The following is a 25,908-nucleotide window of genomic DNA, read 5'->3' on the forward strand; positions in this document are numbered from 1 at the left end:
CATGAGCGCACCGCTAAACTTTAACCTGTCGGAATGGGCCTTAAAAAACAAGGGCCTGATTCTGTATTTCATGCTGCTGCTCGGCATTATTGGCATGTATTCCTATTCCAAATTGTCGCAGAGTGAAGACCCGCCGTTTACCTTTAAGGTGATGGTGGTGCAGACCTACTGGCCGGGCGCAACCGCCAAGGAAGTCTCCTTGCAGGTCACTGACCGGATTGAAAAAGAGCTGATGACCACCGGGCAGTACGAGCGGATTCTGGCCTATTCACGTCCGGGAGAATCAATGGTGACCTTTATTGCCAAAGATTCGCTGCGTTCTGGGCAAATTCCGGATATCTGGTATACGGTACGCAAGAAAATCAATGATATCCGGCATGAGCTGCCCCAAGGCGTGCAGGGGCCGTTTTTTAACGATGAATTTGGCGATACCTTCGGCAATATTTATGTGCTGACCGGTGAAGATTTTGACTATGCCACCTTAAAAGAATATGCCGACCGCCTGCAGCTACAATTGCAACGGGTCAAGGATGTCAGCAAGGTCGAACTGATTGGCCTGCAAGACCAGAAAATCTGGATTGAACTGTCCAATACCAAAGCGGCCCAGCTCGGTATTCCGGTTACCGCCATCCAGCAGGCATTGCAGCAGCAGAACAGCATGGCCAGTGCCGGCTTTTTTGAAACCGAAACTGACCGGATTCAGGTCCGGGTTAGTGGCCAGCTAAACAGTGTTGAAGCCTTGCAGCAGATGCCGCTACTGGTCAATGGCACCACCATTCAGCTGGGTGATGTTGCTGAGATTTACCGCGGTTTTAGCGATCCGGCCCAGCCGCGGATGCGCTTTATGGGCGAAAACGGGATTGGCATTGCCGTATCCATGCGTAAAGGCGGTGACATTCTGGCGCTGGGGGAGAACCTGGCCAGCGAATTCCAGCGGCTACAACAGACCTTGCCACTGGGCATGCAGCTGCAAAAAGTCTCGGATCAGCCGGTGGCGGTCAAGCACAGTGTTAATGAATTTATGAAGGTACTGGCCGAGGCGGTGATTATTGTGCTGCTGGTCAGCTTTTTCTCGCTCGGGTTTCGTACCGGTCTGGTGGTGGCTTTTTCCATTCCACTGGTGCTGGCAATGACCTTTGCCGGCATGAACCTGTTTGATGTCGGCCTGCACAAGATTTCCCTCGGCGCCCTGATTCTGGCGCTGGGCCTGCTGGTGGATGATGCCATTATTGCAGTAGAGATGATGGCCATTAAAATGGAGCAAGGCTATAGCCGGCTTCAGGCGGCCGGTTTTACCTGGAAAACCACGGCTTTTCCAATGCTGACCGGTACCCTGATTACTGCGGCCGGCTTTTTACCGATTGCCACGGCCGCGTCCAGTACCGGCGAATATACCCGCTCCATCTTCCAGGTGGTGACCATTGCCTTGGTGGTGTCCTGGTTTGCCGCGGTGCTGTTTGTGCCGTATCTGGGTGATAAACTGCTGCCCGATTTTAATCAGCAGCCACAACAGGCCAGCTGGTATCAGCGCCTTTGGGCACGCTTACGCAAGCAGCCCGCTCCAGCGCCTGTGGTGCATCATGTCGGTGAGCAGCATGATCCATATCAGACCCGTTTTTATCAGGGCTTTCGCCGCTGGGTCGATACTTGTGTGACCTATCGCAAAACCGTGATTGCCGCTACGGTAGGCATTTTTGTGCTGTCGATTTTGATGTTCAAGCTGGTGCCGCAGCAGTTTTTCCCGCCATCGAACCGGGCCGAAATTCTGGTTGATCTGAAACTTGAAGAAGGCGCTTCGTTAAAAGCCACCGAAGCCGCAGTACAAAAGGTCGAGCAGTTCCTGGCCAAGCAGGAGGGGATTGATAACTATGTGGCCTATGTGGGCACCGGCTCGCCGCGTTTTTATTTACCGCTGGATCAGCAGTTACCGCAAACCAGTTTTGCCCAGTTTGTGGTGCTGGCTTCATCGCTAGAAGACCGGGATGAAATTCGCCGTTCGCTGGATGAGCAGATTCGTAAATTATTACCGGAAGCGCGTACCCGCGTATCGCTGCTGGAAAATGGTCCGCCGGTTGGCTATCCACTCCAGTTCAGGGTTTCCGGTGAAGATCTGGCTCAGGTGCGGCAATGGGCACAGCAGGTCGCAGCTCAGGTCGATGACAATCCAAACACCACCAATGTCCATCTGGATTGGGGTGAGCCAAGCAAGGTGATTCATCTGCAGATTGATCAGGACCGGGCGCGACAAATGGGCGTCAGCAGTGTTGATCTGGCTAACTTCCTCAACAGTTCCATTCTTGGCAGCGCGATTGACCAGTACCGGGAAAAACGTGAACTGATTGAAATCCGCCTGCGCGGTGATGCAGCCGAGCGGGTTGATGTCGGTTCGCTCAGCAGCCTGGCAGTGCCGACTGCACAGGGCAGTAGTGTGCCATTGGCCCAGATTGCCCAGATTGAATACCGCTTTGAAGAAGGCCTGATCTGGCACCGTAACCGTTTACCGACCATTACCGTACGGGCTGACATCAGCAGCGGTTTACAGCCAGCCACGGTGGTGGGGGAGCTAAGCGAACCCTTACAGCAGATTCGCAGCCAGTTGCCAAACGGCTACCTGCTGGAAGTCGGCGGGACGGTGGAAGAATCGGCGCGTGGACAAAGCTCGGTCAATGCCGGTATGCCACTGTTTTTGGCGGTAGTGTTTACCCTGTTAATGCTACAGCTAAAAAGCATATCACGGGCCTGTATCGTGTTTTTAACCGCACCGCTTGGCATTATTGGGGTGGTGCTGTTCCTGCTACTGTTCAATAAACCTTTTGGTTTTGTGGCCATGCTCGGCACCATTGCGCTGTCGGGGATGATCATGCGTAACTCGCTGATTCTGATTGACCAGATCGAGCAGGATATTCAGGCCGGTGAAGCGCCGTGGGATGCGATTATCAATGCCACGGTGCGCCGCTGCCGTCCAATTGTGCTGACGGCACTGGCCGCCGTGCTGGCCATGATTCCGCTGTCGCGCAGTATTTTCTTTGGCCCGATGGCGGTGGCCATCATGGGCGGATTGATTATTGCGACGCTGCTCACTTTATTCTTTTTGCCGGCCCTGTATGCGCAGTGGTTTAAAGTGAAAAAAAATCAGAATATGGCCTGATTTTGTGTCAATATAAGGTGCGAAAGCTTGAAAATTTCAATATAGTAGCACCTTCATTTTTACAATTTTCAATAGGTAAATTTACTGCATATTATAAAACCAAACATGCAGTAAATGGGGTTGAAGCACACATGCAGCAAGATAGCTTAGCCAAGTTACGTCGTTCGATTGCTCTTTCTTACGTCTTCATGTTTTTCGCCCTGTTTACCTTAATTAGCGCTATTTTTGCCTACTGGCTGGCCCGTAAAGTGGTGATGGTCGATCAGACTGAAGTCTGGTTACAGGCCCAGGCACTCTGGGTCATGCGCAATGTCATGATCTACTCCATTTTGGCGGTATTTGCTGCCCTGTGGTTTATTCCGCTATTTTTCTATGCCTGGAATGATGCCACTTGGGTCACTGCGACCACCATTGCCGGTGTGGTGTTTAGCGCCATTGCCTTCTTATATTTACTCAATGCCTGGATCAAAGGCTTAAGTAAATTCATGAAAAACAAGGCGGTGTTTTAAGCAGCCTAAATTTTTTTCGCTGCCTGCCCTTGTAAATCTGGGATAAACCCCAATTTCAGACCTCAGTTGAGTCTTAAATAAAATTCCGTGAGGAGCATCGCCAGACATGGCTAAACGTGATTATTATGAGGTTTTGGGTGTTGCTAAAACCGCTAGTGATGATGAAATTAAAAAAGCCTACCGTAAGTTGGCGATGAAATATCATCCGGACCGTAACCCAGATAACCCGGAAGCTGAAGAAAAATTTAAAGAAGCTTCAGAAGCCTATGAAGTGCTGTCGGACAGCGAAAAACGCAGCATGTACGACCGTATGGGCCATCAGGCCTTTGAAGGCGGCATGGGCGGTGGTGGCTTCGGCGGCGGCTTTAGTGCTGAAGATATCTTTAGCCAGTTCGGCGATATTTTTGGGGGTGCCTTTGGGGGCGGTGGCCGTCAGCAACGTGCGCGCCGAGGTTCGGACCTGCGCTATGTGATGGAACTGACCCTGGAAGAAGCGGTTAAAGGGGTGAAAAAAACCATCAGCTTTACCGCACCTGCACCGTGTGATGCCTGTGATGGTAAAGGTTCGCAAAATCCGAATGATGTCGAAACCTGTAAAACCTGTCATGGTGCCGGTCAGGTACGTATGCAGCAAGGTTTCTTCTCGGTGCAGCAGACCTGTAGCACCTGTCGTGGCCAGGGCAAAATCATCAAGAACCCATGTAACAAATGTCATGGTTCAGGGGTATCTGACCGTCAGCAAACTCTGGAAGTTACCATTCCAGCCGGTGTCGACAATGGCGACCGGGTACGTTTAACCGGTAAAGGTGAAGCGATCCGTGATGGCCAGGCCGGCGACCTGTACGTAGAAGTGGTGGTGCGCGAGCATGAAATCTTCCAGCGTGATGGTGCCGATCTGTATATGGATGTGCCGGTTTCAATTGCCGATGCCGCACTGGGTAAAGAAATTGAAATTCCGACGCTGGATGGCCGGGTGAGCCTGAAAATTCCGGAAGGTACCCAAACCGGTAAACTGTTCCGCCTGCGCGGTAAAGGCGTGAAACCGGTACGTACCAGCATGGTCGGTGATCTGCTGTGCCGTATTGTGGTGGAAACCCCGGTGAACCTGACTTCGCGTCAGCGTGAACTACTGAAAGAACTGCAAGCGACGCTGGATGGCGATAACAACAATTCGTCACCAAAGAAAAAATCATTCTTTGACCGCCTGTTTGACTAATTCAGTTTAACTAAGCCAGTTTAAACAGCGCGCTCAAACACAAAGGGAGATGAACATCATCTCCCTTTTTTATGGCGAATAAAAAATTAAACCCCTTCCACCGGGTCAATTTCTGCCACCAGCGCATCGTCCTGAGATACAGCCATCTCGGTGCTCTGTTCGCTTTGTTCTTCTTCAATTGCATCAATTAACGCCACTTGTGCTGCTTCTTCTGCCGATACTGCTGGCTGTAAAGTGGTGGTAATGCGGACCTGAGACAGGCTTTCTAAGGTATCACCCGGTTGTAATGGTGGTTCTGCCCAAGCCGAGCTCATCAGTAGCCCCATACACACTGCCATCCCCAGTTGTTTCGAATGCATGCTTGATCTCCTTATAATCTCTATTCTATTCATTCGTGACGGCTAGTCTGCTGTAGCAATTTTGCACTTTTGTGAAAAAACGCGAGAAATCAGAACTTTCTTTTCAATTTCTATTTTTAAATTACCGGGTGCGCGGGTTACGGTTGAGTCATCTTAGTTTTTTTTGGCTTTTTTAGACTGCCGGCTTAGTCTGGGCAGGGAGTTTTGATATAGTAAGGACAATTTCGAATCAACATCAGGAATATGTTATGTCAGCAACTCCACGCATTGGTGTACTAGGTGCCGGTGGTCGTATGGGACGCATCCTTATTCAAGCCGTTGAGCAGGCCGGTTATCAACTTGCAGCTGCGGTGGAACGTCCGGAAAGTAGCTTAATCGGTGCAGATGCAGGCGAGCTTGCGGGCATTGGTAGCCTGGGTGTAAAAGTGGTTGGCAGTCTGGAAGAGGTGGTAAAGCAGTGTGACGTGGTCATCGACTTTACTGCACCGGCAGCTACTGTGAACCATCTGAAAATTTGTCGTGAAGCAGGCGTGGCGATTGTGATTGGCACTACCGGCATGAATGATGAACAGAAAGCCTATCTGGATGAATCGGCAACGCAAACTCCGGTGGTCTATGCAGCCAACTATTCAGTGGGTGTGAATGTTTCAATTAAGCTTTTAGAACTTGCTTCTAAAGTATTTGGCGATACGGTAGATATTGAAGTGATTGAAGCGCACCATCGTCATAAAGTCGATGCGCCATCAGGTACTGCTTTAATGATGGGTGAAGCAATTGCAGAAACCCTGGGCCGTGACCTGAAAAAAGATGCGGTCTATCATCGTGAAGGGCATACCGGTCCGCGTGAGCGTCAAAGCATTGGTTTCCAGACCATTCGTGGCGGCGATATTGTCGGTGAACACACCGCCATGTTTATTGGTGAAGGCGAGCGCGTAGAAATTACCCACAAAGCCACCAACCGGATGAACTTTGCTGCCGGTGCCGTGCGTGCTGCTGCCTGGGTGGTCGGTCGTGATGCGCGTAAATATGACATGAAAGATGTCTTGGGTTTTAACGATATTCAAGTTTAAAACCGCTGTAAAATCCGTTATAACAACACTAAAACTAAAATAAGATGAACAATGGAATGAAAAAATGGATTGTATTGGCCGGTGCGCTCGCCATGGCGGCGAGTGTACCCGCCCAGAATTTGCAGAATGCCAAACTCAATATTCATAAAAATAATATTAAGGTCTGGACCTATCAGCATCCGCAAAACCCGGTGTTCCTGTACAAGGCAGAAACCACTTTTCCGGTCTCGATTGAAAAAGCCGCTGGCCTGATTCTGGATGTCGAGCATGCCATCAGCTGGGTGCCGTATATGGGCAGCGTTAAGGTACTGTCGCGTGATGACCAGAAAGGTGAGTTCCTGCTGTATATGGTGCTGGATTTTCCTTTTCCGCTAAAAGACCGCGATCTGGTGGTCAAAGGCAGAATGTTTAAAGATGCCCAAGGCGTGATTCATATTCAGAACAAGGCGGTCAGTCAGGGTTATCCCTTAAACCCGAGCTATGTGCGTTTAACCCATTATGAAGGCGACTGGACCTTTCAAAAACTGGGGGCCAACCGGGTTAAGGTGTCTACCTATGGCTATGCCGATCCGGCCGGTTCGATTCCAACCAGTTTTGTGAATATGTTTGTGCAGCAGCAGCCTTATCAGATGCTACAAAAAATGAAACTGGAACTGAGTCTGCCGGGGCGCGAGCGGCCCTTGCCGGCGATTTTAAGATAAAAAATACCCGTCTGGTGCTAGACGGGTCATGCATCAGCGGACTCAGACAGCGTATTCAGATAGTGCTGATCTGAGTCTTTAAAACGACATTTAACGGCCTTAGTAGCTAAACAGCCCTTTTTCCAGCGGGAATTCAATGCCGATTGAGGCACCGCCATCTTGACCATGCAGGTCTGAATCCCCCAGCCAGCCATTCAGTTTAAGTGGAATATCCGGACGTAGGTAATGGGTCCAGGTGATATCTAAAGCTTTTAGCTCATCTTGTTCGGGGAAAGCCGCATTGGTGGGCCGACCCGACCCATTCAGTTTAGCAAACAGCACCCGGCCATGCAGACGGTTTAAAGGATCAAAACGGATATCACCGCCCACAGCAATCATCTGGCCATCGCCGCCCATTGCATGCGCCAATGGGTAACCATGTTGATAGAAGCCATCGGTATAAACACTATGATTATAGGAGATTCCTTGTGCCTTGCCATTGGTACGGGTATCAGCCCATTCGGTATACAGCTGGTAGGGCATATTCTGGTAGCTGGATGAATAATCCACCCCGGCCAGATACATTTTTTTCGCTGGCAGGCCGCCGGCTTCATCTTCACCGACATACTGGGCATAGATACCCAGCGGCATTTGCACTAAAGGTTGCAGGTTTAAACGCGCATCAAAACCGGCAATCTGGTTGGATGGATTGACTGTATCCCCATAGACATTATCTTTACCAATGATTGCATCCCATAAAGAATCAAAGTTTTCCGGACGTCCTTCACCCCCCCACTGAATGGCACGTGAAGCACCCAGTTCCAGATAGGGAAGCGGCTGAGCAGTAACACGCAGGCCAATCAGCTTGGCATCCGGGACCGCATCATAATGGTCCAGTTGACCGGCAAAGGCCTGATATTGCCATGGCCCAATCCAGGACAGCCATTTGCTGCTAAAAGCAGTCTGTTCTGCCCGCTGTGCAGTAATGCCATAGACTGGGCGGCTGGCATCGCCACGAATCAGACTCCCTTCATGACCTGGTCCCCAATAGGTCGGAATCTGGCCGGCAATTAGCCACTGATTCCAGAGTTTCCCGGCAATATAAGAGCCTTCAACATTCACATCCTGATCATGATCAATCTGTGGGTCTTTTTCAGCATTGACCCGTAATCGGGCATCCCATTGGCTACCGCCAGCATTCAGTTCCAGACCAGCCTGATATTGTGATTTTTCCTGATCACCAAAGGCTTGAGGCAGATACTTATGATCAGTTTCTGCAAACAGCGCAGCTTTCAGAAGCTGATTATCGGCATTTAAATGAGTGAGGACTGCATCCACTACTTTTTGCTGGACAGGGGTGCTGATTTTTGCCTGAGACAGGGCACGCTGAATTTCATCACCACTCATGGGCCAGGTGGAAGTACTGATCTGAATGACCCCTTGCTGATTCAACCAATTCAGGTCTGTACGCAGGTTCTGGTCATTCAGCACAATCCCTTGGGCAAAGGTCAGGGATGAGCTGAGGGCAAGGGTTGCAAGCAATATTTTTGATAGACGCATTTTTGATTCTCAGGAGTTTTTTGCTCTCCACACCATAGGCGGACGAGTTTATTTTTTCAATGCAAACTGTTGAGTAGAGTTGTAATCTGGGAAGATTAAAAATCCCGCCGTAGCGAGATTTTTAAAGCAATCGGTCACTGTAAAATTAGTCATTATCCTTATTGGCTTTATAGGCATAGGAATAGTTATAGCCATAACCATAGCCTGCACTAGAGCGCTGAATATCATTCAGGATAATACCATTGACTTTCACACCCACCTGTTCAAAACGGTTGATGGTCAATTCAAGCTCTTTCATTTGTGTCTTGGCATAGCGTGCAATCACCAGATTCACCCCGGCATGCTGGGAAATAATAATCCCGTCTGTGACGGCCAGAATTGGTGGAGTATCAATCAGGATATGATCATATTGTCCTGACAGCTGATTCAGCATCGTCGCAAATTGTGTGGTGCTGAGCAGTTCAGACGGGTTGGCCGGACTCTTGCCACGGGCAATTACATCTAGACCGGATACTTCCGTAGCTTTAATGACCTGGCTTAATTCGGTTTGACCATTTAAGTAGTCTGCCAGACCCGGTTGAGCTTGCTGATTAAAATATTTATGCAAATAACCGCGGCGCAAGTCAGCATCAATAATCAGTACCCGTTTCTGGCTTTGCGCCAGAATGGTGGCCAGGTTGGTTGAAATAAAGGACTTGCCGACTTCCGGTGCTGGGCCAGAAACCATAATAATATTGTTCTTGGCACTGCTTAAGGCAAAATGAATGGCAGTACGCATACTGCGTAGGCTTTCAATGGCAATATCATCACTATTTTTAACCGCAAGAATAGGAATATTCTTTTTCTTCTTCAGCAGTTTAATCCGGCTTTCCTGTACAGGCGAACGCGGCACAGTGGCATACACCGGCAAGTCCAGCTCATTTTCAATTTGGGTAGAATCTTTAACGCCACTACGCAGCATATTCCGTAATAAGGCCAGCAGTGTGCCGAGGAAACCACCGAGGAAAATTGATAAAATGAGAATCTGTAATTTCTTTGGCTTAATCGGTTCAATCGGTTCCACCGCGGTATCGACAATACGTACATTACCAATTTCACCGGCTTTGGCAATACGTAACTGCTGATAAGAATTAAGCAGGCCGGTATACAGCTGTTGTTTCACTTCTACTTCGCGGAACAGTTGCAGGTACTGACGTTGCAATTCTGGTAAGCGTCTTAAAGTTCCATCTAGCTCATTAATCTTTTTATTAATGGCCGATAATTGCGCATTCATTTGCTGCATGATTGGGTGTTCGGCCGTATATTTGGCCGATGCCTCAGCCACTTTTTGTTCCAGCTCGGCCTTTTGGGTTTCCAGGGTCACGCTTTGGGTCAGATACAGCTCTGATTCCTTGGTGACATCGACCGTATTGTACTGCTGGCGGAAACGGTTAAATTCACGTTCAGCGACATCGAGTTGCTGTTTGAGTTCAGGCAGCTGATCTTCCAGGAACTTTAAGGTTTGTGCGGTTTCAGCCGAGCGACGTTCAATATTCTGTTGACTATAGGCCGCTAAAATGGCATTGAGCACCTGGGTAATATGCTGCTTGTCGGTACCCTGGTAGTTGAGGCCCAGCACACCGGTCAGTTTGCCTTTTTCGGCCACCGAATAGTCCGCGAGCAAGCTGCGAACCGCGGCAGGCAGGCTTTGCTTCTGGATCAGATAAGTGCTATCAAAGCTGTCCTGACTATAAATACCGACTTTCCATAGGCCATATTCAGACTGTAATTGACTGACTTGGTTTAAAGGCGCTGAAAAAACTACTTGTTCGGTTTCTTCATCCGTCAGGCTGTATTTGCCTTGTGAAAATTTGAGGATTAAGTTTTTATCTTGAAAGTATCGCGGAATATCGAACTGGCGAATATCAAAGCTTTTCTGGTTGTCTTTAAACAGCACGGATTTGCCTGAATATTCACTGTCATATTCATGCTTATTCAGTAAGCGGCTCCAGAAACTGTCTTCTGTACCATGAATGTGAATATTTAAATTCAGGCGATCAATAACGGTACCGAGTACCAGACGCGATTTCAGAATCTCAATTTCGGCCTGAGCCGGTGATTTCTGCTCAATCATATCGGACAAATCGCCCAATAAGGCGGCAGATGCCCCTTTATTTTCTTCGACCTGAACCAGTGCATCGACCTGATAGGTGTCTGGTGTGGTTCTTAAATAAAGTAAGGCACAGACCAAACTTAAAATGACACAGAGAGCAATCAGTTTCCACTGGGCAATTAAGGAGAAAAACAATTCCTTCAGGTCAATGGTATCTTCTGTATTGGTATTTTGGCTCATAGTCTTTTGTTCGAAAGTTAAATATATTTTTTCCAGTCTGCAATGCAGGCCTGAATGAGCTGGCAGGTGTTATCAAATACTGCCTGATCATGCTGGTAAGGATCGGCCACATTTTTACTTTGCCAGTGGCCGAGTCTAAAGGTTTTACCTTTGGCAAAGGGCCAGGTCTGTTCCACATGTTTTTGCTGATTCTGACTCATGACTAAAATCAGGTCGGCTTTCTTGACCAGCTCGGCATTCAGCTTGCGGGCCACATGCGGGCTCATATCAATCCCTAAACGCTGCATGCACAGGCTGGCTTTGTCATCGGCTGCATGACCGACCAGCCCGGAAATACCGGCAGATTCAATTTGTAAATGCGGAAATTCCTGTTTTAAAAAGTATTCCGCCATCGGGCTACGGCAAATATTGCCAATACAGACCACCAGAATATTGTTAATTTTCATTATTTACCCAAATTATCTAGTTGATAAACGACACTAGAGAAAGGAATAAGCTGATTCACGACACGTTGCCAGCGCGCAAGGCCCGATGCATCGACATAGACAATATCATTACTGCGCATTTTAAACTGATTAGCCAGACCAAAGTCGGCAATGCTGGTTAAGTCCAGATGATAGACTTCGGTTTGCGCACCACTTGGCTGACTGCGTAACACATAAATTTTACTACGGCTGGCCGACAATGGATTTAAGCCCAGACTTTCACCGAGGACATCACTCAGGCTCATGCCCTGATCTCGAAGCGGTAAAGACTGATTTTTACCCGACTCACCCATGACATAGATTTTCTGGTTTTCGCGGCTGTTTACATAGAGGGTGTCATTGGGTTGAATGAGCAGATTATGTAAAGAAAAACCGGCTTGTTCCAGCTCAATACTGTTTAAATGATAGGTTTGCCCCTGACGTACCAAGGTAATAGAGGCATTATTGCCTTGCTGGGCATTGACACCACCCGCCAGACCTAAAGCGGTATAGACACTGGTCGGCTGATCACTTAAATAGAACTGGCCGCCTTTCATTACATTGCCCTGTACCGAGTAACGTTGTCCCTGATAAGACAGAACCCGTGCTACTACATCAGGCGTTTTTAAATAACGCGATAACTGACTGCGCAGCTCACGGTTTACCTGACTTAAAGATTTACCGGCAGCTTTATAGCGACCAATAATCGGGAATTGAATATAGCCACTTTGGTCAATTTGATAGCCATTGGCCTGAATGGCCTGTTCATTACTAATAGTATTGGTAGGTGGGGTAATTTCTGGGTAAGCCCATAAATAGATCGACAGAATGTCGCCTGGACTAAGGTTATAGTTGCGATGTGACTGGGTAAACAGGTGAGCATAAGCTTGCTGAATATTTTGTACGGCCGGTTGCAAACCGAGTACAGTATCTTGAGTAAGTCGGACCACATTCACCGAAGTCCCCAAGTCTGTTCGATAGACACCCTCAGCAGGTAAGTCATAGGTCTGTAAGCCGGAGGTAACCGCACACCCGCTTGCTGTCACCAAAAAAGACAGTAGAATTATAGATTTAAATTGTCTCACACGTATTCCCGCTCTCGATTTTTCTAAAATCATAAAAAATAAAAAATAGTTTACCGAAGTTATTTTAAGGGTATATAACAAATTGTAAGTAGATTGCGAAAGTATACGCAAGCATGACCTGAAAATTGAGGCAAAAAGTATCTAAATTGTGAGGCAACGCAAAATTATAGAAAGATGATTTGCAAAAAACTGACACAAAAGGAAACATTTTAGATTTTTTGGCTAAAAATCATAACAGAACATTCATGATTTTCTGCTAATATTCCTGCCGAAAGATTTGCTCTTCATAAGTATAGTATATAAATAAGGCGTTAAAATGCTAAAGCTCTCTGACCTGAAAATTGCCGTAATTGGTTTAGGCTATGTTGGTTTGCCACTTGCCGTGGAATTTGGAAAAAAGGTTCCAGTAATTGGTTTCGATATTCATCAAAAACGGATTGAAGAATTACAAAGTGGTCAAGACCATACTCTAGAAGTATCACCAGAAGAGCTGCAACAGGCGAATCAGCTTTCCTATTCAGCCAATTTGGATGATTTAAAAAGCTGCAACTTTTTTATTGTGACGGTGCCTACGCCAATTGATGACTATAAACAACCCGATTTAACCCCACTCATTAAGGCTTCGACCAGTATTGGTCAGGTGTTAAAAAAAGGCGATGTCGTGGTGTATGAATCTACTGTATACCCAGGCGCAACTGAAGAAGACTGTATTCCGGTATTAGAAAAGGTTTCAGGTTTGAAGTTTAATCAAGACTTCTTTGCCGGTTATAGTCCGGAACGGATTAATCCGGGGGACAAGTTGCACCGTGTTACCAATATTTTAAAAATTACCTCAGGATCTACTCCAGAAGTCGCAGACTTTGTTGATCAGGTCTATAACCTGATTATTGAAGCCGGCACCCATAAAGCAACCAGTATTAAAGTCGCTGAAGCAGCAAAAGTCATTGAAAATACCCAACGTGATGTCAACATCGCACTCATTAATGAGCTGGCTGTGATCTTTAATAAAATGGGAATTGATACTGAAGCGGTTCTGAAAGCCGCAGGTACAAAGTGGAACTTTTTGCCATTTCGTCCTGGTTTGGTCGGTGGTCACTGTATTGGGGTAGACCCGTATTATTTAACCCATAAAGCGCAGTCGATTGGTTATCATCCTGAAATTATTTTAGCCGGCCGTCGTCTCAATGATGGCATGGGAGCTTATGTAGTCACCCAGCTGGTAAAAGCAATGATTAAGAAAAAGATTCAGGTAGAAGGTGCTAGGGTTTTAGTGTTGGGCTTGAGTTTTAAAGAGAATTGCCCAGATATTCGTAATACTAAGATTATTGATATTGTGAATGAGCTACAAGAATATAATATTCAGGCAGATGTTTATGACCCTTGGGTCGATACTCAAGAAGCACAACATGAATACGGTATTACCCCAATTACAAGCTTAGAACAAGGCCGGTATGATGCCGTTATTTTAGCGGTTGCGCATGAGCAGTTTAAAGCAATGGGGGCTACAGATATTCGTGCTTTAGCCAAGCCGGAACATATTTTATATGACTTAAAATATGTATTAGAACAATCTGAATCTGACATCCGTTTATAATTTTTAGGGACCCGTATAAGAATGAGCCAATATCAGACCGTATGTGAGCAATTAAAACAAAATCCTAAAACCTGGTTAGTAACAGGTGTAGCAGGTTTTATTGGCTCTAACCTTTTAGAAACCTTATTAAAATTAGACCAGACTGTAGTAGGGCTAGATAACTTTGCTACAGGTCATCAACATAATTTAGATGAAGTCCAAAGCTTGGTATCTGCTGAGCAGTGGGAAAAATTTAGGTTTATTGAAGGTGATATTTGTAATTTAGAAGATTGTCAAAAAGCCTGTACTGGTGTGGACTATGTATTACACCAAGCTGCTTTAGGTTCTGTACCACGTTCTATTGCTGACCCGATTACCACCAATGCGGCTAATATTACAGGCTTTTTAAATATGTTGGTGGCAGCCCGTGATGCAAATGTATCTAGCTTTACTTATGCCGCCAGTAGCTCAACCTATGGTGATCATCCTGCATTACCAAAAGTGGAAGAGAACATTGGTAATCCACTGTCACCTTATGCGGTGACTAAGTATGTCAATGAATTATATGCTGATGTTTTTGCACGCGCATATGGCTTTAAAGCAATTGGTTTACGTTACTTTAACGTGTTTGGTCAACGCCAAGATCCAAATGGTGCCTATGCGGCAGTGATTCCAAAGTGGACAGCAGCCATGATTGCGGGTGATGATGTATTTATTAATGGTGATGGTGAAACTAGTCGTGACTTCTGCTTTATCAATAATACTGTGCAAGCCAATATTTTGGCGGCAACAGCATCAGATGAAGCGAAGAATCAAGTCTATAACGTAGCAGTCGGTGACCGTACGACATTGAATGAATTATACCGCGCGATTCAAGTAGCACTTGCGGAAAATGATGTGCAGTTTGAGCGTGATCCGGTATACCGTGATTTCCGTGCTGGTGATGTCCGTCATTCACAAGCGAGTATTGCCAAAATTCAGCAACATTTGGGTTATGCGCCTGAGTTTAAAATTGCCGAAGGCATTCAATTGGCCATGCGTTGGTATATTATTTCAAAATAAGTGATAAAATTATGTGGAAACTTCTTTATTTGTTATCGAAAGTATTTTCATATTTACCATATTTTATTTTTAAGTTTATTTGGCGAGTCTTAGATGTCTTTGAGGGAAATGTAGGTGCTATTCTCCGATACATTTTGATTGCAGGTAGGTTAAAAAAATGTGGAAAGATGGTTTTTTGGGGTTCTAGAGTATATGTTGAAAATCCTGAAGAATTGTCATTAGGTGATAATGTTAGTATTCATCATCAATGTACACTTATTTGTTTAGGTGGGATAGAGATTGGAAATTTTGTTGCGATAGCTCACAATACTAGTATTGTTTCAACAAATCATACATGGGGTAATGAATTAATCGCTATAAAATATAATCCATTAGACAAAAAGAAAACAGTCATTGAGGACGATGTTTGGATAGGATGTGGTGTTAGGATCCTATCCGGTTCCACAATACCTCAGCGATCTATAATCGCTGCTGGAGCGGTCGTATCAAAGCAGCTTACTTCAAATGGTATTTATGGCGGAATTCCAGCAAAGCTAATAAAAAAGGTTTGAAGTTTGCTAAATATTTTTAAGTTAGTAAGTACTAAATTACTGTCAATTAGTGCAGTAATTTCAGTATTTATATATTTATATTTGCTAAATGGCTTTGAATTAATTGGTGAATACTCAGCGTTAACAGCTGTTGTTGCACCGTTAGTTACATTTAGTTTATATAAATATCTTGAGTTAATAAACATTGCTTGTAATGATAATAAAAAATTTTTTCTTCAAGAAATCTTGCCATCAACTGTTATCACTTACTTATTTGGTTGTTTATTTTTAATTTTAATAAATTATTTTTTAGAGATATTTGATCAGAGAGTTTTTTTAATTTTTATATTTATTAAGTATTTAGATCTTAGGTTTGAACTTTCAATTGGTTTTTTCTCGAGTAAAAAAAATTTTTCATACGTTTTAAAGCAGAATTTTATTAGAATATTTATGTTTTGGTTTGTAGCATTAATTTTCTTCTTAAGTAATTTTTCAATTGATTTAGAATTAGCTTTGGTTGTCTATTTGATATCTCAATTGCCAATATTTTTATATGAATTTTTTTTAATTCGTGAAAAATATAATCTGTGTCTAGTAAGAAAATATATTATATCTAACTTTAAATATGGTGTATTGAATACGGTCGTAAGTTTAAATAGTATAGTTCCAAGATATTTAATTATGTATTTTGGGGATAATAAGAGTTTAGGTATTTATACAATATTGCATTTATTTTCTAGTAATTTTGTAAATGTATTACAACATCCATTAAGTGTGTATTGTGAGAAAATTAATCAAAAGATTGACTTGGATCTTAGAAATAAATTAATATTCCCTGGGTTTTCTTTATTTTTTTCTGGATTTATTCTAGTTTGGTTTGATGAAGATTACTTTTTACTTTTTATATTTTTTATCTTAGTTTTAGCTTCCTTTTTGATAAGAGGTGTTTTTATAACTATAAGTGTTGTACGAAATGTTAATTTGAATTTTTTTATGATTTTATCTATCGTATTTAGTGCAGTGTTTATATGTTTATATGTTTATATGTTTAATTTAAATAATTATGTAGTTCTTGGTTGTTTATATATTTTGTGCTCAAATTTTATTTTTATGGTCTTGGGTGAAAGAAAAGTGAGTAAAGCATATGAATAAATTTTTTACTTATAAAAATTTTACGTTCATATTTTCATTAATTTTTTTGAAATTTTTTTTAATATATTTAGTTATCTATTTTAATTTTGGCCAAGGCATCTTTTTAAAAAATGGAGATGCTGAAACTTATCATTTGTATGCGACAGGTTATTTATATGATAGGGTTGCTACAAATTTTTGGTTCTGGTTTTTAAAAGAGCTAAATAGTTTGGGGATTTATAATAGGGAGATTATTATTTATTGTATTTTGTTTATTAACACTATTATTTTACCTATTGTTTATACAAAAATAGTTTTTGAGTATAATTTTATAAAAAATCATCTTTATTATTTTTTATCAATTTTTTTACTATTTTTTTTTCCAAGCATATTATATCACTCATTTGATATTTTTCGTGATGTGGTTATGCTTTTTGTTTTTTTTATATCATTGTATTTGGTGAAAAAAAATAATTGTCAATTAAATATAAATTTAATACCAGTTTTGTTTTTTGGATTGTGGTTATTCTGGTTTAGGGATTATCTCGGTTTTTCTTTTCTGTTAGCTTATTTTGCTTCCATGTATGTAAAAATATATAAAAGTCTTTTTTATACTAAGTTATTTGTATATTTAGTTCTTTTATTTATTTTTAACTACTTGGGGTTATTTGATCCCTTAATTGAATATCGTAATTGGTTTGTAGAAAATGATGCCAATACAAACTTGAAAATTGATTTCTCTAATAAATCAATGTTTTTCTTAAACTTTTTACATAGTTCTTTTATTCAACTTTTTGGCTTTTATTTTATTAATGTATCTTCCTTTATCTTATTTTTTTTAGAGTCCGTTCCTTTTATTATATGTTTGATATATATTATAAAAAACAGGTCGATCGCAAATGAATTTTTGAATTTTTGTTTTATATTTTTTATTTTCTATACTTCAATTTGGTTGATTTCTAATGATAATTTTGGAACAGCTATTAGGCTTCGCTGGTTTTCATATTTTCCAATTTATATTTCAGCACTTATTCTTTATCAGATAAAAAATGGTAGTAAAAAATGAAATTTTCGATTATTTCTAATAATTTGACGTCAGTTCTAAACTTACGTAAAGATTTGTTGTTAGATATACAGAAGAAAGGATATCAAATTCATGTCTTGGCTCCAAATTTAAATGAGTTTGAAAAAGAAGCTTCTTTATTAAAATCTATTGGTTTTAATCTTCATGAAATATCATTAGCTCGTTCAGGTACCAATCCTATAGAGGATTTGAAAACCATTTTATCTATATACTCTGCTCTGAGAAAAATACAGCCAAATGCTATTTTGAGCTATACGATTAAACCAATTATTTATGGTACTCTAGTTGCATCTTTTTTGAAAATCCCTAAAATTTTCACTTTAATTAGTGGATTAGGTTTTGCTTTTCAATCAACAAACGAAAGCAGTCAATTAGGTTTTGTTAAGAAACTGGTTTATTTTTTATATAAGAAAGCAATAAACTGTTCAGAGAAAGTATTTTTTCAGAATGATGATGATCGTCAGTTACTTTTGGATTTAAATATTCTTAATAATAAAACAGATACTGTGACTGTAAATGGTTCTGGTGTTAATTTAGAAAAATTTAAGCAAGTCCCTTTGTTATTTGATGAAAGTCAAAAACAGGTTTTGCCATATTTTGTAATGGTTGCACGATTATTGAAAGACAAGGGGGTATTTGAATACTTTTACGCAGCTAAAGCTCTAAAAAATAAATATCCTGAAGTTATATTTAATCTTGTAGGAGGATTAGATGATAATCCTGCAAGTCTTTCACAAGCCGAATTGAATGATTGGATTGATTCAGGTGTTATTAAATATTGGGGAAAAATATCTGATGTTCGTCCAGCATTAGCTGAAAGTAATATTTTTGTTTTACCTTCCTATCGTGAGGGTGTGCCTAGATCAACATTGGAAGCTATGGCTATGGGGAGAGCTATCATTACTACCAATGCGCCAGGATGTAAAGAAACTGTATATGATGGAAAGAATGGATTTAAAGTAACGGTTCAATCAGTAGATGAATTGTATGAAGCTATGGAAAAAATTATTTTATCTCCAAATGCTATAGTATCAATGGGGCAGTTTTCTAGAAAACTAGCTATTGAGAAATATGATGTAAATAAAGTTAACAATCATATGATTGCGGAAATGCGGCTGTAACTAGTCAGTGTTCTTGTTAAATTTTAAATTAAAGAGGAAAGGCGATGAAACGCTTAGTAGATATATTAATTGCTTTAATAGCATTAATTATTCTCTCTCCAATATTTGTTATAGTGGCCTACAAAGTAAGAAAAAATCTTGGTTCGCCAATTTTCTTTTATCAAGAGCGACCTGGTAAAAATGCAAAACTTTTTAAAATGATAAAGTTTCGCTCAATGAAAGACGCTGTTGACCGTGATGGTAATCCTTTGCCTGATGAAATGCGGATTACACCATTTGGGCAAAAATTGCGTTCAACGAGTCTTGATGAAATGCCGCAGCTCATTAATGTGTTAAAAGGCGATATGAGCATCGTCGGCCCTAGACCTATGTTAAAAGAATTCTTGGAACTTTATTCGCCAGAACAGGCTCGCCGTTTAGAGGTTAGACCTGGCATGACGGGACTTGCGCAGATTAGCGGCCGTAACGAACTTGATTACGAAGAACGTTTTAAATGTGATGTTTGGTATGTAGATAATCATAATATTTTTGTTGATTTTAAAATCATGCTTAAAACAGTGAAAGTCATGCTCAAGCGCGAAGGTATTAATGCACCGGGGCATGTAGGTCCTTCTTTATTCGAGGGAAATGAACCAAAAGAAAACGATGATGAAGTAAAATCATCTTAATTCAAATTCCATTGATTTGTATGAATTATGATCAAAAAAGCCATTCTCCCCGTCGCAGGCTTAGGCACACGCTTTTTACCTGCAAGTAAGTCTATTCCTAAAGAAATGGTCACTGTTGTGGATCGCCCTGCAATTGAATATGTGGTGCGTGAAGCAGTTGCTGCAGGTATTAAACAAATTATCTTAGTGACGCATTCTTCCAAAGCTTCGATTGAAAATTATTTTGATCGTAATTTTGAGTTAGAAATGACTCTAGAATCTAAGAAGAAATTGGATCTGCTTAAAGAAATTACCGAAATTTTACCACCACAAGTCAGCGTGGTCAGTGTGCGTCAGCCACAGCCGCTGGGCCTGGGTCATGCAGTGTTGTGTGCCAAAGACATTGTCGGCGATGACGCTTTTGCCGTGTTACTGCCAGATGTATTGGTCAAAGACCAGGCAGAAAAAAATGATCTAGCCTTAATGATTGAACGTTTTAATGCCACACAGGCGGCGCAGATTATGGTTGAGGCCGTGCCGGAGCATCTGGTCGATCAATATGGCATTGTGGATGTTGCCGCTGCCCCTGCCGAGGGTCAGAGTGCGGCAATGCAGGGGATTGTCGAGAAACCGGCGGTCGGTACAGCACCGTCTAATCTTTCCGTGATCGGGCGTTATGTATTGCCGGCCAAAATTATGCAGCTATTGGCCACCACACCGAAAGGGGCCGGGAATGAAATCCAGCTGACTGATGCCATTGCCGCATTACAGCAGCTAGAAACCGTCGAAGCCTACCGGATGAAAGGCCAGACCTTTGATTGTGGCAGCAAACTGGGTTACTTAAAGGCAGTCTTGCATTACGGGGTGGATCATCCAAGTTTAGGTGCAGCATTTAAACAGTTGATTCAAGAGCTTAAAGACTAATACAGGGCAGAGGTCAGCATGAAGGTTGCAGTTTTTGGTCGAACGCTTTATGCCGGGGTGATGGCGGCGCTATTGGCAGAATGTGGGCACAAGGTCTATTGGTGTGACATTTTCCAGCAAGATAGCCCGGAAGCGCCTGATTTTCAGGATGAGGCGGTCAATCGCCTGCTGCAGCAGCAACATGCCCAAGGTTTCTTGCATTACTGTAGTCTGAAAGAGCTGAGCTTACAGATGGATGTCTATCTGTTTAGCCTGAATCCGGCAGAAGAACCGCTGCTGATTGAACTGTTGCAGCAGCTCCAGCAGCGTCCGATCATTCATCCGAAACTGATGATCAATGCCTCGACCCTCGGTCTGCAGGGTACGGCACGTCTGAAACAGCTACTACCTGAAGATGACTGGGTGTATTTGCCGGATATGAGCCAGGAAGGCAATGCACTGGCCAGTATTACCCAGGCGGAACAGCTGACCGTGGGCTGTATGAACCCACAGGTGCAGAGCAAAGTGCAGGAGTTTTTACGTCCTTTATTCCCGCGCAAGCAGCAATACCTGTTTATGCCGGTGCTGGATGCGGAATTTACCAAGCTGAGCATTTCCGGCATGCTGGCAACCCGGATCAGTTATATCAATGACTTGGCTGTGGTGGCAGAAAAACTCGGCATTGATATTGAACATGTGCGTCAGGGCATGGCCGCCGATAGCCGGATTGGCGCGTCCTATATGTACCCGGGTGCCGGTTTTGGTGGAGAAAATTTCTCACATGATGTCCTGACCCTGGCCAATACCGTGTCAACTACCGGGGTGAAAAGCCAGCTTTTGGCCCAGGTCTGGGAAATTAACGAGCAGCAAAAAGAGCTGCTGTTTCGCAAACTGTGGAACTATTATCAGGGCAATTTAAAAGGCAAAACCATTGCCATCTGGGGCGCCGCGTTTAAGGAAAATACCTCACGCGTGCACCATTCACCCATTCACGCCATGCTCAAGGCACTCTGGGCACAAGGGCTCACGGTTAAATTACACGATCCGCAGGCCTTGCCAGAAATTCAGGCATTGTATGGCGAACGCGATGACCTGATTTTGTGTCAGGACCAGTATGAAGCCGTCAAAGACAGCCATGCACTGTGTCTGTTAACCGCCTGGAAACATTACTGGAGTCCGGACTATAAAACCCTGCTCAACAGTATGCAGCATCCACTAATTTTAGATGGACGTAATATCTATGATCCGCAATTTGTCAAAGCGCAAGGCTTTGCCTATATGGGAGTAGGACGCTAATGAGCAATTCAGCAGCGCTACATACGCGTGATTCACTGTTATTACAGTTACAGACTTTAAAAAATCAGTTTGAACAGCGTCATTTAACCGATTTATTTGCCCAGGATGCGCAGCGTTTCGAGCACTTCTCCGTACGTTTAAAATCGCTGGTTTTCGATTATAGCAAGCAGCGGATCGATGCCGAAGTACTGGCGCAGCTGATTCGCTTTGCTGAGGCACATGACTTATCGGGCTGGATCAACACCCTGTTTTCCACCGATACGATTAACTATACCGAACAGCGTGCAGCCATGCATTGGGCGCTGCGTTTGCCAGAACAGGACAGTACTCATCCGGAACTGGCTGAGCAGGTGCAGACCCAGCTACAGCGAATGTATCAGCTGGTAGAAAAAATTCATGCCGGACAATGCCGCGGTGCCACCGGTGAAGTAATTCAGGATGTGGTCAATATCGGCGTTGGTGGTTCAGACTTGGGCCCTTTGATGGCCACTCAGGCGCTGTCCGATTTTAAACATCCAAGTGCCAAGCCACTGAGCGTGCATTTCGTTTCGACCATGGATGGCAGCCAGCTCTCGGATCTGCTGCATAAGCTGCGTCCGGAAACCACGCTATTTATTATTTCCTCTAAATCTTTTGGCACCATTGATACCTTGTCCAATGCACAAACCGTCCGTTTATGGCTGGAAAAAGCCTTGGGTAAACAGGCACGTGTATTACAGCATCATTTTGTTGGGGTATCGACCAAGCCCGATAAAATGACCGCATGGGGCATTGCGCCAGAAAACCAGTTCCTGCTGTGGGATTGGGTCGGTGGCCGTTATTCACTCTGGTCCTGTATCGGCTTGCCAATTGCGCTGATTATCGGGGTGGAAGGTTTTAAAGCCTTTCTGGCCGGGGCCTATGCGGTGGATCAGCATTTTCAGACCGTACCATTTGCACAGAATATTCCGGTGTTGATGGGCTTATTGGGCATCTGGAACAATAATTTTCTGGATATTCAGACCCATGCGGTTTTGCCCTATGATGGCCGCTTAAAATATTTTGCCTCTTATCTGCAGCAGCTGGAAATGGAATCAAATGGTAAATCGATTCAGCGCAGTGGCGACGCGGTTGAACTGGATACCTGTCCAATTGTCTGGGGTGAAGTGGGACCGAATGCCCAGCATGCGTTTTATCAGCTGCTACATCAGGGCACACAGGCGGTCAGCTGTGATTTTATTGCCCCGGTCAAACGCTACAATGCCAACCAGTTTACCTATGCCGAAAGTGCAGAGGCGCTGGTCGAACAGCACCATCTGGCCCTGTCTAACTGTCTGGCGCAATCACGCTTACTGGCTTTTGGCAATCAGGCGCTAGATCAGGCCGAGCTGGCCAGTTTGCCGGCTTATAAGCAATATGCCGGTAATCAGCCGAGTTCAACCTTCCTGATTCAGGAGTTGAATCCATATAGCTTGGGCATGCTGATTGCCTTGTATGAGCATAAGGTGTTTGTCCAGTCGGTAATCTGGAATATTAACCCCTTTGATCAGTGGGGCGTAGAAAAGGGCAAGGAAATTGCCAATCAGCTGTTGCCAATTTTAAATGGCCAGCAGCAGGATGTATCGGCACTGGATGCTTCGACACAGGGTTTATTACACATTTTATTAGGAAAATCAGATGGCTAATATTCTAGTCACCGGTGGCGCCGGTTATATTGGTTCGCATACCTGTCTGGAGCTGCTCAATGTCGGGCATCAGGTGGTGGTGCTGGATAACTTATCGAACAGTTCGGCAGAATCATTACAACGGGTACAAGCACTGACCCAGAAAAGTCTCCATTTTATTGAAGGGGATATTCGGGATGGTGCCGGTCTGGATCAGCTGTTCCAGCAGCACAAGATTGATGCGGTGATTCATTTTGCCGGTCTTAAAGCGGTGGGGGAAAGTCAGCAAATTCCACTGGCTTATTTTGAGCATAATATTGCGGGTTCTATCAGTCTGGCCCAGGCGATGCAACGCGCAGGGGTGTTTAAACTGGTCTTTAGCTCGTCTGCAACAGTGTATGATGAAGCCAATACCTCTCCTTTAAATGAAGAAATGCCCACCGGGATGCCAAGTAACAATTATGGCTATACCAAACTGATTATTGAACAGTTATTGGAAAAACTGGCAGTTGCTGATGAGCGCTGGTCAATTGCCTTATTACGTTATTTTAATCCGGTTGGTGCGCATAAAAGTGGCCAGATTGGTGAAGATCCGCAAGGCATTCCAAATAACCTGATGCCTTATGTGACCCAGGTGGCTGTCGGTCGTCGTGAAAAGCTTTCAATCTTTGGTAGCGATTACGATACCGTCGATGGCACAGGCGTCCGCGATTATATCCATGTGGTGGACCTGGCCAATGCACACTTATGCGCACTGAATAACCGTTTAAATGCCCAGGGCTGTCGTGCCTGGAATATTGGAACCGGAAACGGGATTTCCGTGTTGCAGGTGAAAAATACCTTTGAACAGGTCAATGGGGTACAGATTCCATTTGAACTGGCGCCACGCCGGGCGGGCGATGTGGCAACCTCTTTTGCAGACAATCGGCGTGCTATTGCCGAGCTAGGCTGGCAACCGCAGTATGGTCTGGAAGATATGCTGGCCGATAGCTGGAACTGGCAAAAACAGAATCCAAATGGCTATCGTTAGTCACATCTTCATCTCAGTACAATAAAAAATGGAGCGTTGAGCTCCATTTTTTATATTAAGCCTGAATCAAACGGGTCAATTCATCGACATAGTCTTGCATTGGTTTGGGTTGCTGGTCACGGCGGCTTTCAATATTTAAACGTAATAATGGCTCGGTATTGGAAGCCCGTACATTAAAACGCCAGGCACCAAAATCCAGACTTACACCATCGGTCTGGTCAATGGCCGGGTTCTGATCGGCATAGTGTTTAAAGATCTTTTGAATAGTGGCTTGGGTATCGGCCACTTTAAAATTAATTTCACCTGAGCATGGGAACTTGGCAATCATCTCTTCAACCAGACTCGATAAGGATTGACCGGTTTCAGACAGCACCGCAATCGCCAGTAGCCATGGAATCATGCCGCTATCACAATAGGCAAAGTCACGGAAATAGTGGTGGGCACTCATTTCTCCGCCATAAACCGCGTTGTGCTCACGCATCACATCTTTAATAAAGGCATGCCCAGATTTGGACTGGATTGCTTCGCCCTGATACTGTTCCACCACATCAAAGGTGTTCCAGACCAGTCGCGGATCATGCACAATTTTTTCACCGGACTGTTTCAACAAGAAAGCCTGTGCTAACAGACCCACGATGTAATAACCTTCAATAAACTGGCCTTTTTCATCAAACAGGAAGCAGCGGTCAAAGTCGCCATCCCAGGCAATGCCCAGATCTGCGCCATGCGCCAGTACCGCCTCGCGGGTGCTGTCGCGGTTTTCTACCAGAATCGGGTTCGGAATCCCATTCGGGAACGTGCCATCGGCTTCATGGTGAATTTTGACAAACTCCACCGGAACATTCAGGGCCTTGAATTTGTCTTCAATTGCATCAATCACATGACCAGCAGCACCATTGCCGGCATTCACCACCAGCTTCATCGGGCGAATCTTGGCTGGATCAATATAGGTCATCAGATGATCTACAAATTCCGGTAAAATATTGTAGGACTGGGTGGTTCCTTTAACTGCGACTTCGGTAAATGTAGCGGCTTCTGCTAAAGCCTGAATTTCTTTTAAGCCAGTATCGGCACTGATGGGACGGGCATTCTCGCGCACCAGTTTCATGCCGTTATAGTCCATTGGGTTGTGACTGGCAGTGATTTCAATCCCGCCCTGGACATCCAGATGGAAGGCGGCAAAATAGACTTCTTCAGTACCGGTCATGCCCAGATCAAGGACATTGACGCCTGCATCATTCAGGCCTTTGATGGTGGCCTGTTTTAAATCTTCACTGCTTAAACGGATATCGCAGCCAATCGCCACAGTTTTTGGCTGGTAAATCTGGCCATAGGCACGGCCAATTTTATAGGCAATCTCTTCATTCAGTTCGCTGCCCAGTTTGCCGCGAATATCGTAAGCTTTAAAGCAAGTCAGTTGGGTCATTATTTTTCTCCATGCAGAAGAAAAAAGGCCGGTGAACCA

General features: G+C 44.0%; 22 protein-coding genes. 16 read left to right on the top strand and 6 right to left on the bottom strand.

Annotated features, from left to right (window positions below):
* The first annotated feature begins 1 nt into the window (after position 1).
* From FTU55_RS05865 to dnaJ, 3 genes are all read left to right on the top strand, one after another.
* Complete coding sequence (locus tag FTU55_RS05865; RefSeq protein WP_180046459.1) at positions 2-3,148, top strand: efflux RND transporter permease subunit; 3,147 nt, start codon at positions 2-4, stop codon at positions 3,146-3,148.
* Between the two features lie 131 nt (positions 3,149-3,279).
* Complete coding sequence (locus FTU55_RS05870; RefSeq protein WP_005181203.1) at positions 3,280-3,657, top strand: hypothetical protein; 378 nt, start codon at positions 3,280-3,282, stop codon at positions 3,655-3,657.
* 106 nt (positions 3,658-3,763) lie between these two features.
* A complete protein-coding gene (dnaJ, locus tag FTU55_RS05875; RefSeq protein ID WP_104472330.1) occupies positions 3,764-4,873 on the top strand; it encodes a molecular chaperone DnaJ in 1,110 nt (369 codons plus the stop codon).
* Positions 4,874-4,959: 86 nt separating this feature from the next.
* Here dnaJ and FTU55_RS05880 read toward each other — a convergent pair whose 3' ends face one another.
* Positions 4,960-5,232, bottom strand: a complete 273-nt coding sequence (locus tag FTU55_RS05880) for a hypothetical protein (RefSeq protein WP_016658893.1) — start codon at positions 5,230-5,232, stop codon at positions 4,960-4,962.
* Between the two features lie 248 nt (positions 5,233-5,480).
* Here FTU55_RS05880 and dapB point away from each other — a divergent pair, with 248 nt between their 5' ends.
* A complete protein-coding gene (gene dapB / locus FTU55_RS05885; protein ID WP_016658892.1) occupies positions 5,481-6,302 on the top strand; it encodes a 4-hydroxy-tetrahydrodipicolinate reductase in 822 nt (273 codons plus the stop codon).
* 56 nt (positions 6,303-6,358) lie between these two features.
* Complete coding sequence (locus tag FTU55_RS05890; RefSeq protein WP_016658891.1) at positions 6,359-7,003, top strand: START domain-containing protein; 645 nt, start codon at positions 6,359-6,361, stop codon at positions 7,001-7,003.
* Positions 7,004-7,102: 99 nt separating this feature from the next.
* Here FTU55_RS05890 and FTU55_RS05895 read toward each other — a convergent pair whose 3' ends face one another.
* From FTU55_RS05895 to FTU55_RS05910, 4 genes are all read right to left on the bottom strand, one after another.
* Positions 7,103-8,542 carry a capsule assembly Wzi family protein gene (locus FTU55_RS05895; RefSeq protein ID WP_180046461.1) on the bottom strand — a complete coding sequence of 480 codons (1,440 nt, stop codon included), beginning with the start codon at positions 8,540-8,542 and terminating at the stop codon, positions 7,103-7,105.
* A gap of 145 nt (positions 8,543-8,687) precedes the next feature.
* Positions 8,688-10,874 carry a polysaccharide biosynthesis tyrosine autokinase gene (locus FTU55_RS05900; protein ID WP_180046463.1) on the bottom strand — a complete coding sequence of 729 codons (2,187 nt, stop codon included), beginning with the start codon at positions 10,872-10,874 and terminating at the stop codon, positions 8,688-8,690.
* 17 nt (positions 10,875-10,891) lie between these two features.
* Positions 10,892-11,320, bottom strand: coding sequence for a low molecular weight protein-tyrosine-phosphatase (locus FTU55_RS05905; RefSeq protein WP_180046465.1), 429 nt, complete (start codon positions 11,318-11,320; stop codon positions 10,892-10,894).
* Positions 11,320-12,423: a polysaccharide biosynthesis/export family protein gene (locus FTU55_RS05910; RefSeq protein WP_180046467.1), complete on the bottom strand. Its 1,104-nt coding sequence runs from the start codon at positions 12,421-12,423 to the stop codon at positions 11,320-11,322. The genes FTU55_RS05905 and FTU55_RS05910 overlap by 1 nt, the downstream gene beginning before the upstream one ends.
* A 316-nt stretch (positions 12,424-12,739) precedes the next feature.
* Between FTU55_RS05910 and tviB the strand changes: the two genes are divergently transcribed.
* The 11 genes from tviB to galE are packed head-to-tail and all read left to right on the top strand — an operon-like array spanning position 12,740 to position 24,443.
* Positions 12,740-14,017: a Vi polysaccharide biosynthesis UDP-N-acetylglucosamine C-6 dehydrogenase TviB gene (gene tviB / locus FTU55_RS05915; protein WP_180046469.1), complete on the top strand. Its 1,278-nt coding sequence runs from the start codon at positions 12,740-12,742 to the stop codon at positions 14,015-14,017.
* 21 nt (positions 14,018-14,038) lie between these two features.
* On the top strand, positions 14,039-15,058 hold the full coding sequence (locus FTU55_RS05920) for an NAD-dependent epimerase/dehydratase family protein (RefSeq protein ID WP_180046471.1): 1,020 nt from the start codon (positions 14,039-14,041) through the stop codon (positions 15,056-15,058).
* Between the two features lie 11 nt (positions 15,059-15,069).
* Positions 15,070-15,609 (top strand): acyltransferase, encoded by a 540-nt coding sequence (locus tag FTU55_RS05925; RefSeq protein WP_180046473.1) that lies wholly within the window; start codon positions 15,070-15,072, stop codon positions 15,607-15,609.
* Between the two features lie 3 nt (positions 15,610-15,612).
* Positions 15,613-16,740, top strand: a complete 1,128-nt coding sequence (locus FTU55_RS05930; RefSeq protein WP_180046475.1) for a hypothetical protein — start codon at positions 15,613-15,615, stop codon at positions 16,738-16,740.
* Complete coding sequence (locus FTU55_RS05935) at positions 16,733-17,785, top strand: hypothetical protein (protein ID WP_180046478.1); 1,053 nt, start codon at positions 16,733-16,735, stop codon at positions 17,783-17,785. The genes FTU55_RS05930 and FTU55_RS05935 overlap by 8 nt, the downstream gene beginning before the upstream one ends.
* Complete coding sequence (locus FTU55_RS05940; RefSeq protein ID WP_180046480.1) at positions 17,782-18,924, top strand: glycosyltransferase family 4 protein; 1,143 nt, start codon at positions 17,782-17,784, stop codon at positions 18,922-18,924. The genes FTU55_RS05935 and FTU55_RS05940 overlap by 4 nt, the downstream gene beginning before the upstream one ends.
* A gap of 44 nt (positions 18,925-18,968) precedes the next feature.
* The gene (locus FTU55_RS05945) at positions 18,969-19,592 is read left to right on the top strand and encodes a sugar transferase (RefSeq protein ID WP_180046482.1); all 624 of its coding nucleotides are present in this window, start codon (positions 18,969-18,971) and stop codon (positions 19,590-19,592) included.
* Between the two features lie 27 nt (positions 19,593-19,619).
* A complete protein-coding gene (gene galU / locus FTU55_RS05950; RefSeq protein WP_180046484.1) occupies positions 19,620-20,495 on the top strand; it encodes a UTP--glucose-1-phosphate uridylyltransferase GalU in 876 nt (291 codons plus the stop codon).
* A gap of 18 nt (positions 20,496-20,513) precedes the next feature.
* On the top strand, positions 20,514-21,770 hold the full coding sequence (locus FTU55_RS05955; protein ID WP_180046486.1) for a nucleotide sugar dehydrogenase: 1,257 nt from the start codon (positions 20,514-20,516) through the stop codon (positions 21,768-21,770).
* Positions 21,770-23,434 carry a glucose-6-phosphate isomerase gene (gene pgi, locus FTU55_RS05960; RefSeq protein ID WP_180046488.1) on the top strand — a complete coding sequence of 555 codons (1,665 nt, stop codon included), beginning with the start codon at positions 21,770-21,772 and terminating at the stop codon, positions 23,432-23,434. The genes FTU55_RS05955 and pgi overlap by 1 nt, the downstream gene beginning before the upstream one ends.
* Positions 23,427-24,443, top strand: coding sequence for a UDP-glucose 4-epimerase GalE (gene galE, locus FTU55_RS05965; protein ID WP_180046490.1), 1,017 nt, complete (start codon positions 23,427-23,429; stop codon positions 24,441-24,443). The genes pgi and galE overlap by 8 nt, the downstream gene beginning before the upstream one ends.
* A 55-nt stretch (positions 24,444-24,498) precedes the next feature.
* Here the strand turns inward: galE and FTU55_RS05970 are convergent, their stop codons facing one another.
* Positions 24,499-25,869 carry a phosphomannomutase CpsG gene (locus tag FTU55_RS05970; protein ID WP_180046492.1) on the bottom strand — a complete coding sequence of 457 codons (1,371 nt, stop codon included), beginning with the start codon at positions 25,867-25,869 and terminating at the stop codon, positions 24,499-24,501.
* Positions 25,870-25,908 lie beyond the last annotated feature (39 nt).

It is taken from the genome of Acinetobacter sp. YH12117 (genome assembly GCF_013418865.1).
GTDB classification, from domain to species: Bacteria; Pseudomonadota; Gammaproteobacteria; order Pseudomonadales; family Moraxellaceae; genus Acinetobacter; species Acinetobacter indicus.

Coding starts and splice junctions, on each gene's coding strand:
- galE (WP_180046490.1), top strand. CDS start 23,427: ATGGCTAATATTCTAGTCACCGGTGGCGCCGGTTATATTGGTTCGCAT.
- FTU55_RS05890 (WP_016658891.1), top strand. CDS start 6,359: ATGAAAAAATGGATTGTATTGGCCGGTGCGCTCGCCATGGCGGCGAGT.
- dnaJ (WP_104472330.1), top strand. CDS start 3,764: ATGGCTAAACGTGATTATTATGAGGTTTTGGGTGTTGCTAAAACCGCT.
- pgi (WP_180046488.1), top strand. CDS start 21,770: ATGAGCAATTCAGCAGCGCTACATACGCGTGATTCACTGTTATTACAG.
- dapB (WP_016658892.1), top strand. CDS start 5,481: ATGTCAGCAACTCCACGCATTGGTGTACTAGGTGCCGGTGGTCGTATG.
- FTU55_RS05870 (WP_005181203.1), top strand. CDS start 3,280: ATGCAGCAAGATAGCTTAGCCAAGTTACGTCGTTCGATTGCTCTTTCT.
- FTU55_RS05970 (WP_180046492.1), bottom strand. CDS start 25,869: ATGACCCAACTGACTTGCTTTAAAGCTTACGATATTCGCGGCAAACTG.
- FTU55_RS05865 (WP_180046459.1), top strand. CDS start 2: ATGAGCGCACCGCTAAACTTTAACCTGTCGGAATGGGCCTTAAAAAAC.
- FTU55_RS05925 (WP_180046473.1), top strand. CDS start 15,070: ATGTGGAAACTTCTTTATTTGTTATCGAAAGTATTTTCATATTTACCA.
- FTU55_RS05935 (WP_180046478.1), top strand. CDS start 16,733: ATGAATAAATTTTTTACTTATAAAAATTTTACGTTCATATTTTCATTA.
- FTU55_RS05945 (WP_180046482.1), top strand. CDS start 18,969: ATGAAACGCTTAGTAGATATATTAATTGCTTTAATAGCATTAATTATT.
- FTU55_RS05940 (WP_180046480.1), top strand. CDS start 17,782: ATGAAATTTTCGATTATTTCTAATAATTTGACGTCAGTTCTAAACTTA.
- FTU55_RS05955 (WP_180046486.1), top strand. CDS start 20,514: ATGAAGGTTGCAGTTTTTGGTCGAACGCTTTATGCCGGGGTGATGGCG.
- FTU55_RS05900 (WP_180046463.1), bottom strand. CDS start 10,874: ATGAGCCAAAATACCAATACAGAAGATACCATTGACCTGAAGGAATTG.
- FTU55_RS05905 (WP_180046465.1), bottom strand. CDS start 11,320: ATGAAAATTAACAATATTCTGGTGGTCTGTATTGGCAATATTTGCCGT.
- FTU55_RS05920 (WP_180046471.1), top strand. CDS start 14,039: ATGAGCCAATATCAGACCGTATGTGAGCAATTAAAACAAAATCCTAAA.
- tviB (WP_180046469.1), top strand. CDS start 12,740: ATGCTAAAGCTCTCTGACCTGAAAATTGCCGTAATTGGTTTAGGCTAT.
- FTU55_RS05880 (WP_016658893.1), bottom strand. CDS start 5,232: ATGCATTCGAAACAACTGGGGATGGCAGTGTGTATGGGGCTACTGATG.
- FTU55_RS05895 (WP_180046461.1), bottom strand. CDS start 8,542: ATGCGTCTATCAAAAATATTGCTTGCAACCCTTGCCCTCAGCTCATCC.
- galU (WP_180046484.1), top strand. CDS start 19,620: ATGATCAAAAAAGCCATTCTCCCCGTCGCAGGCTTAGGCACACGCTTT.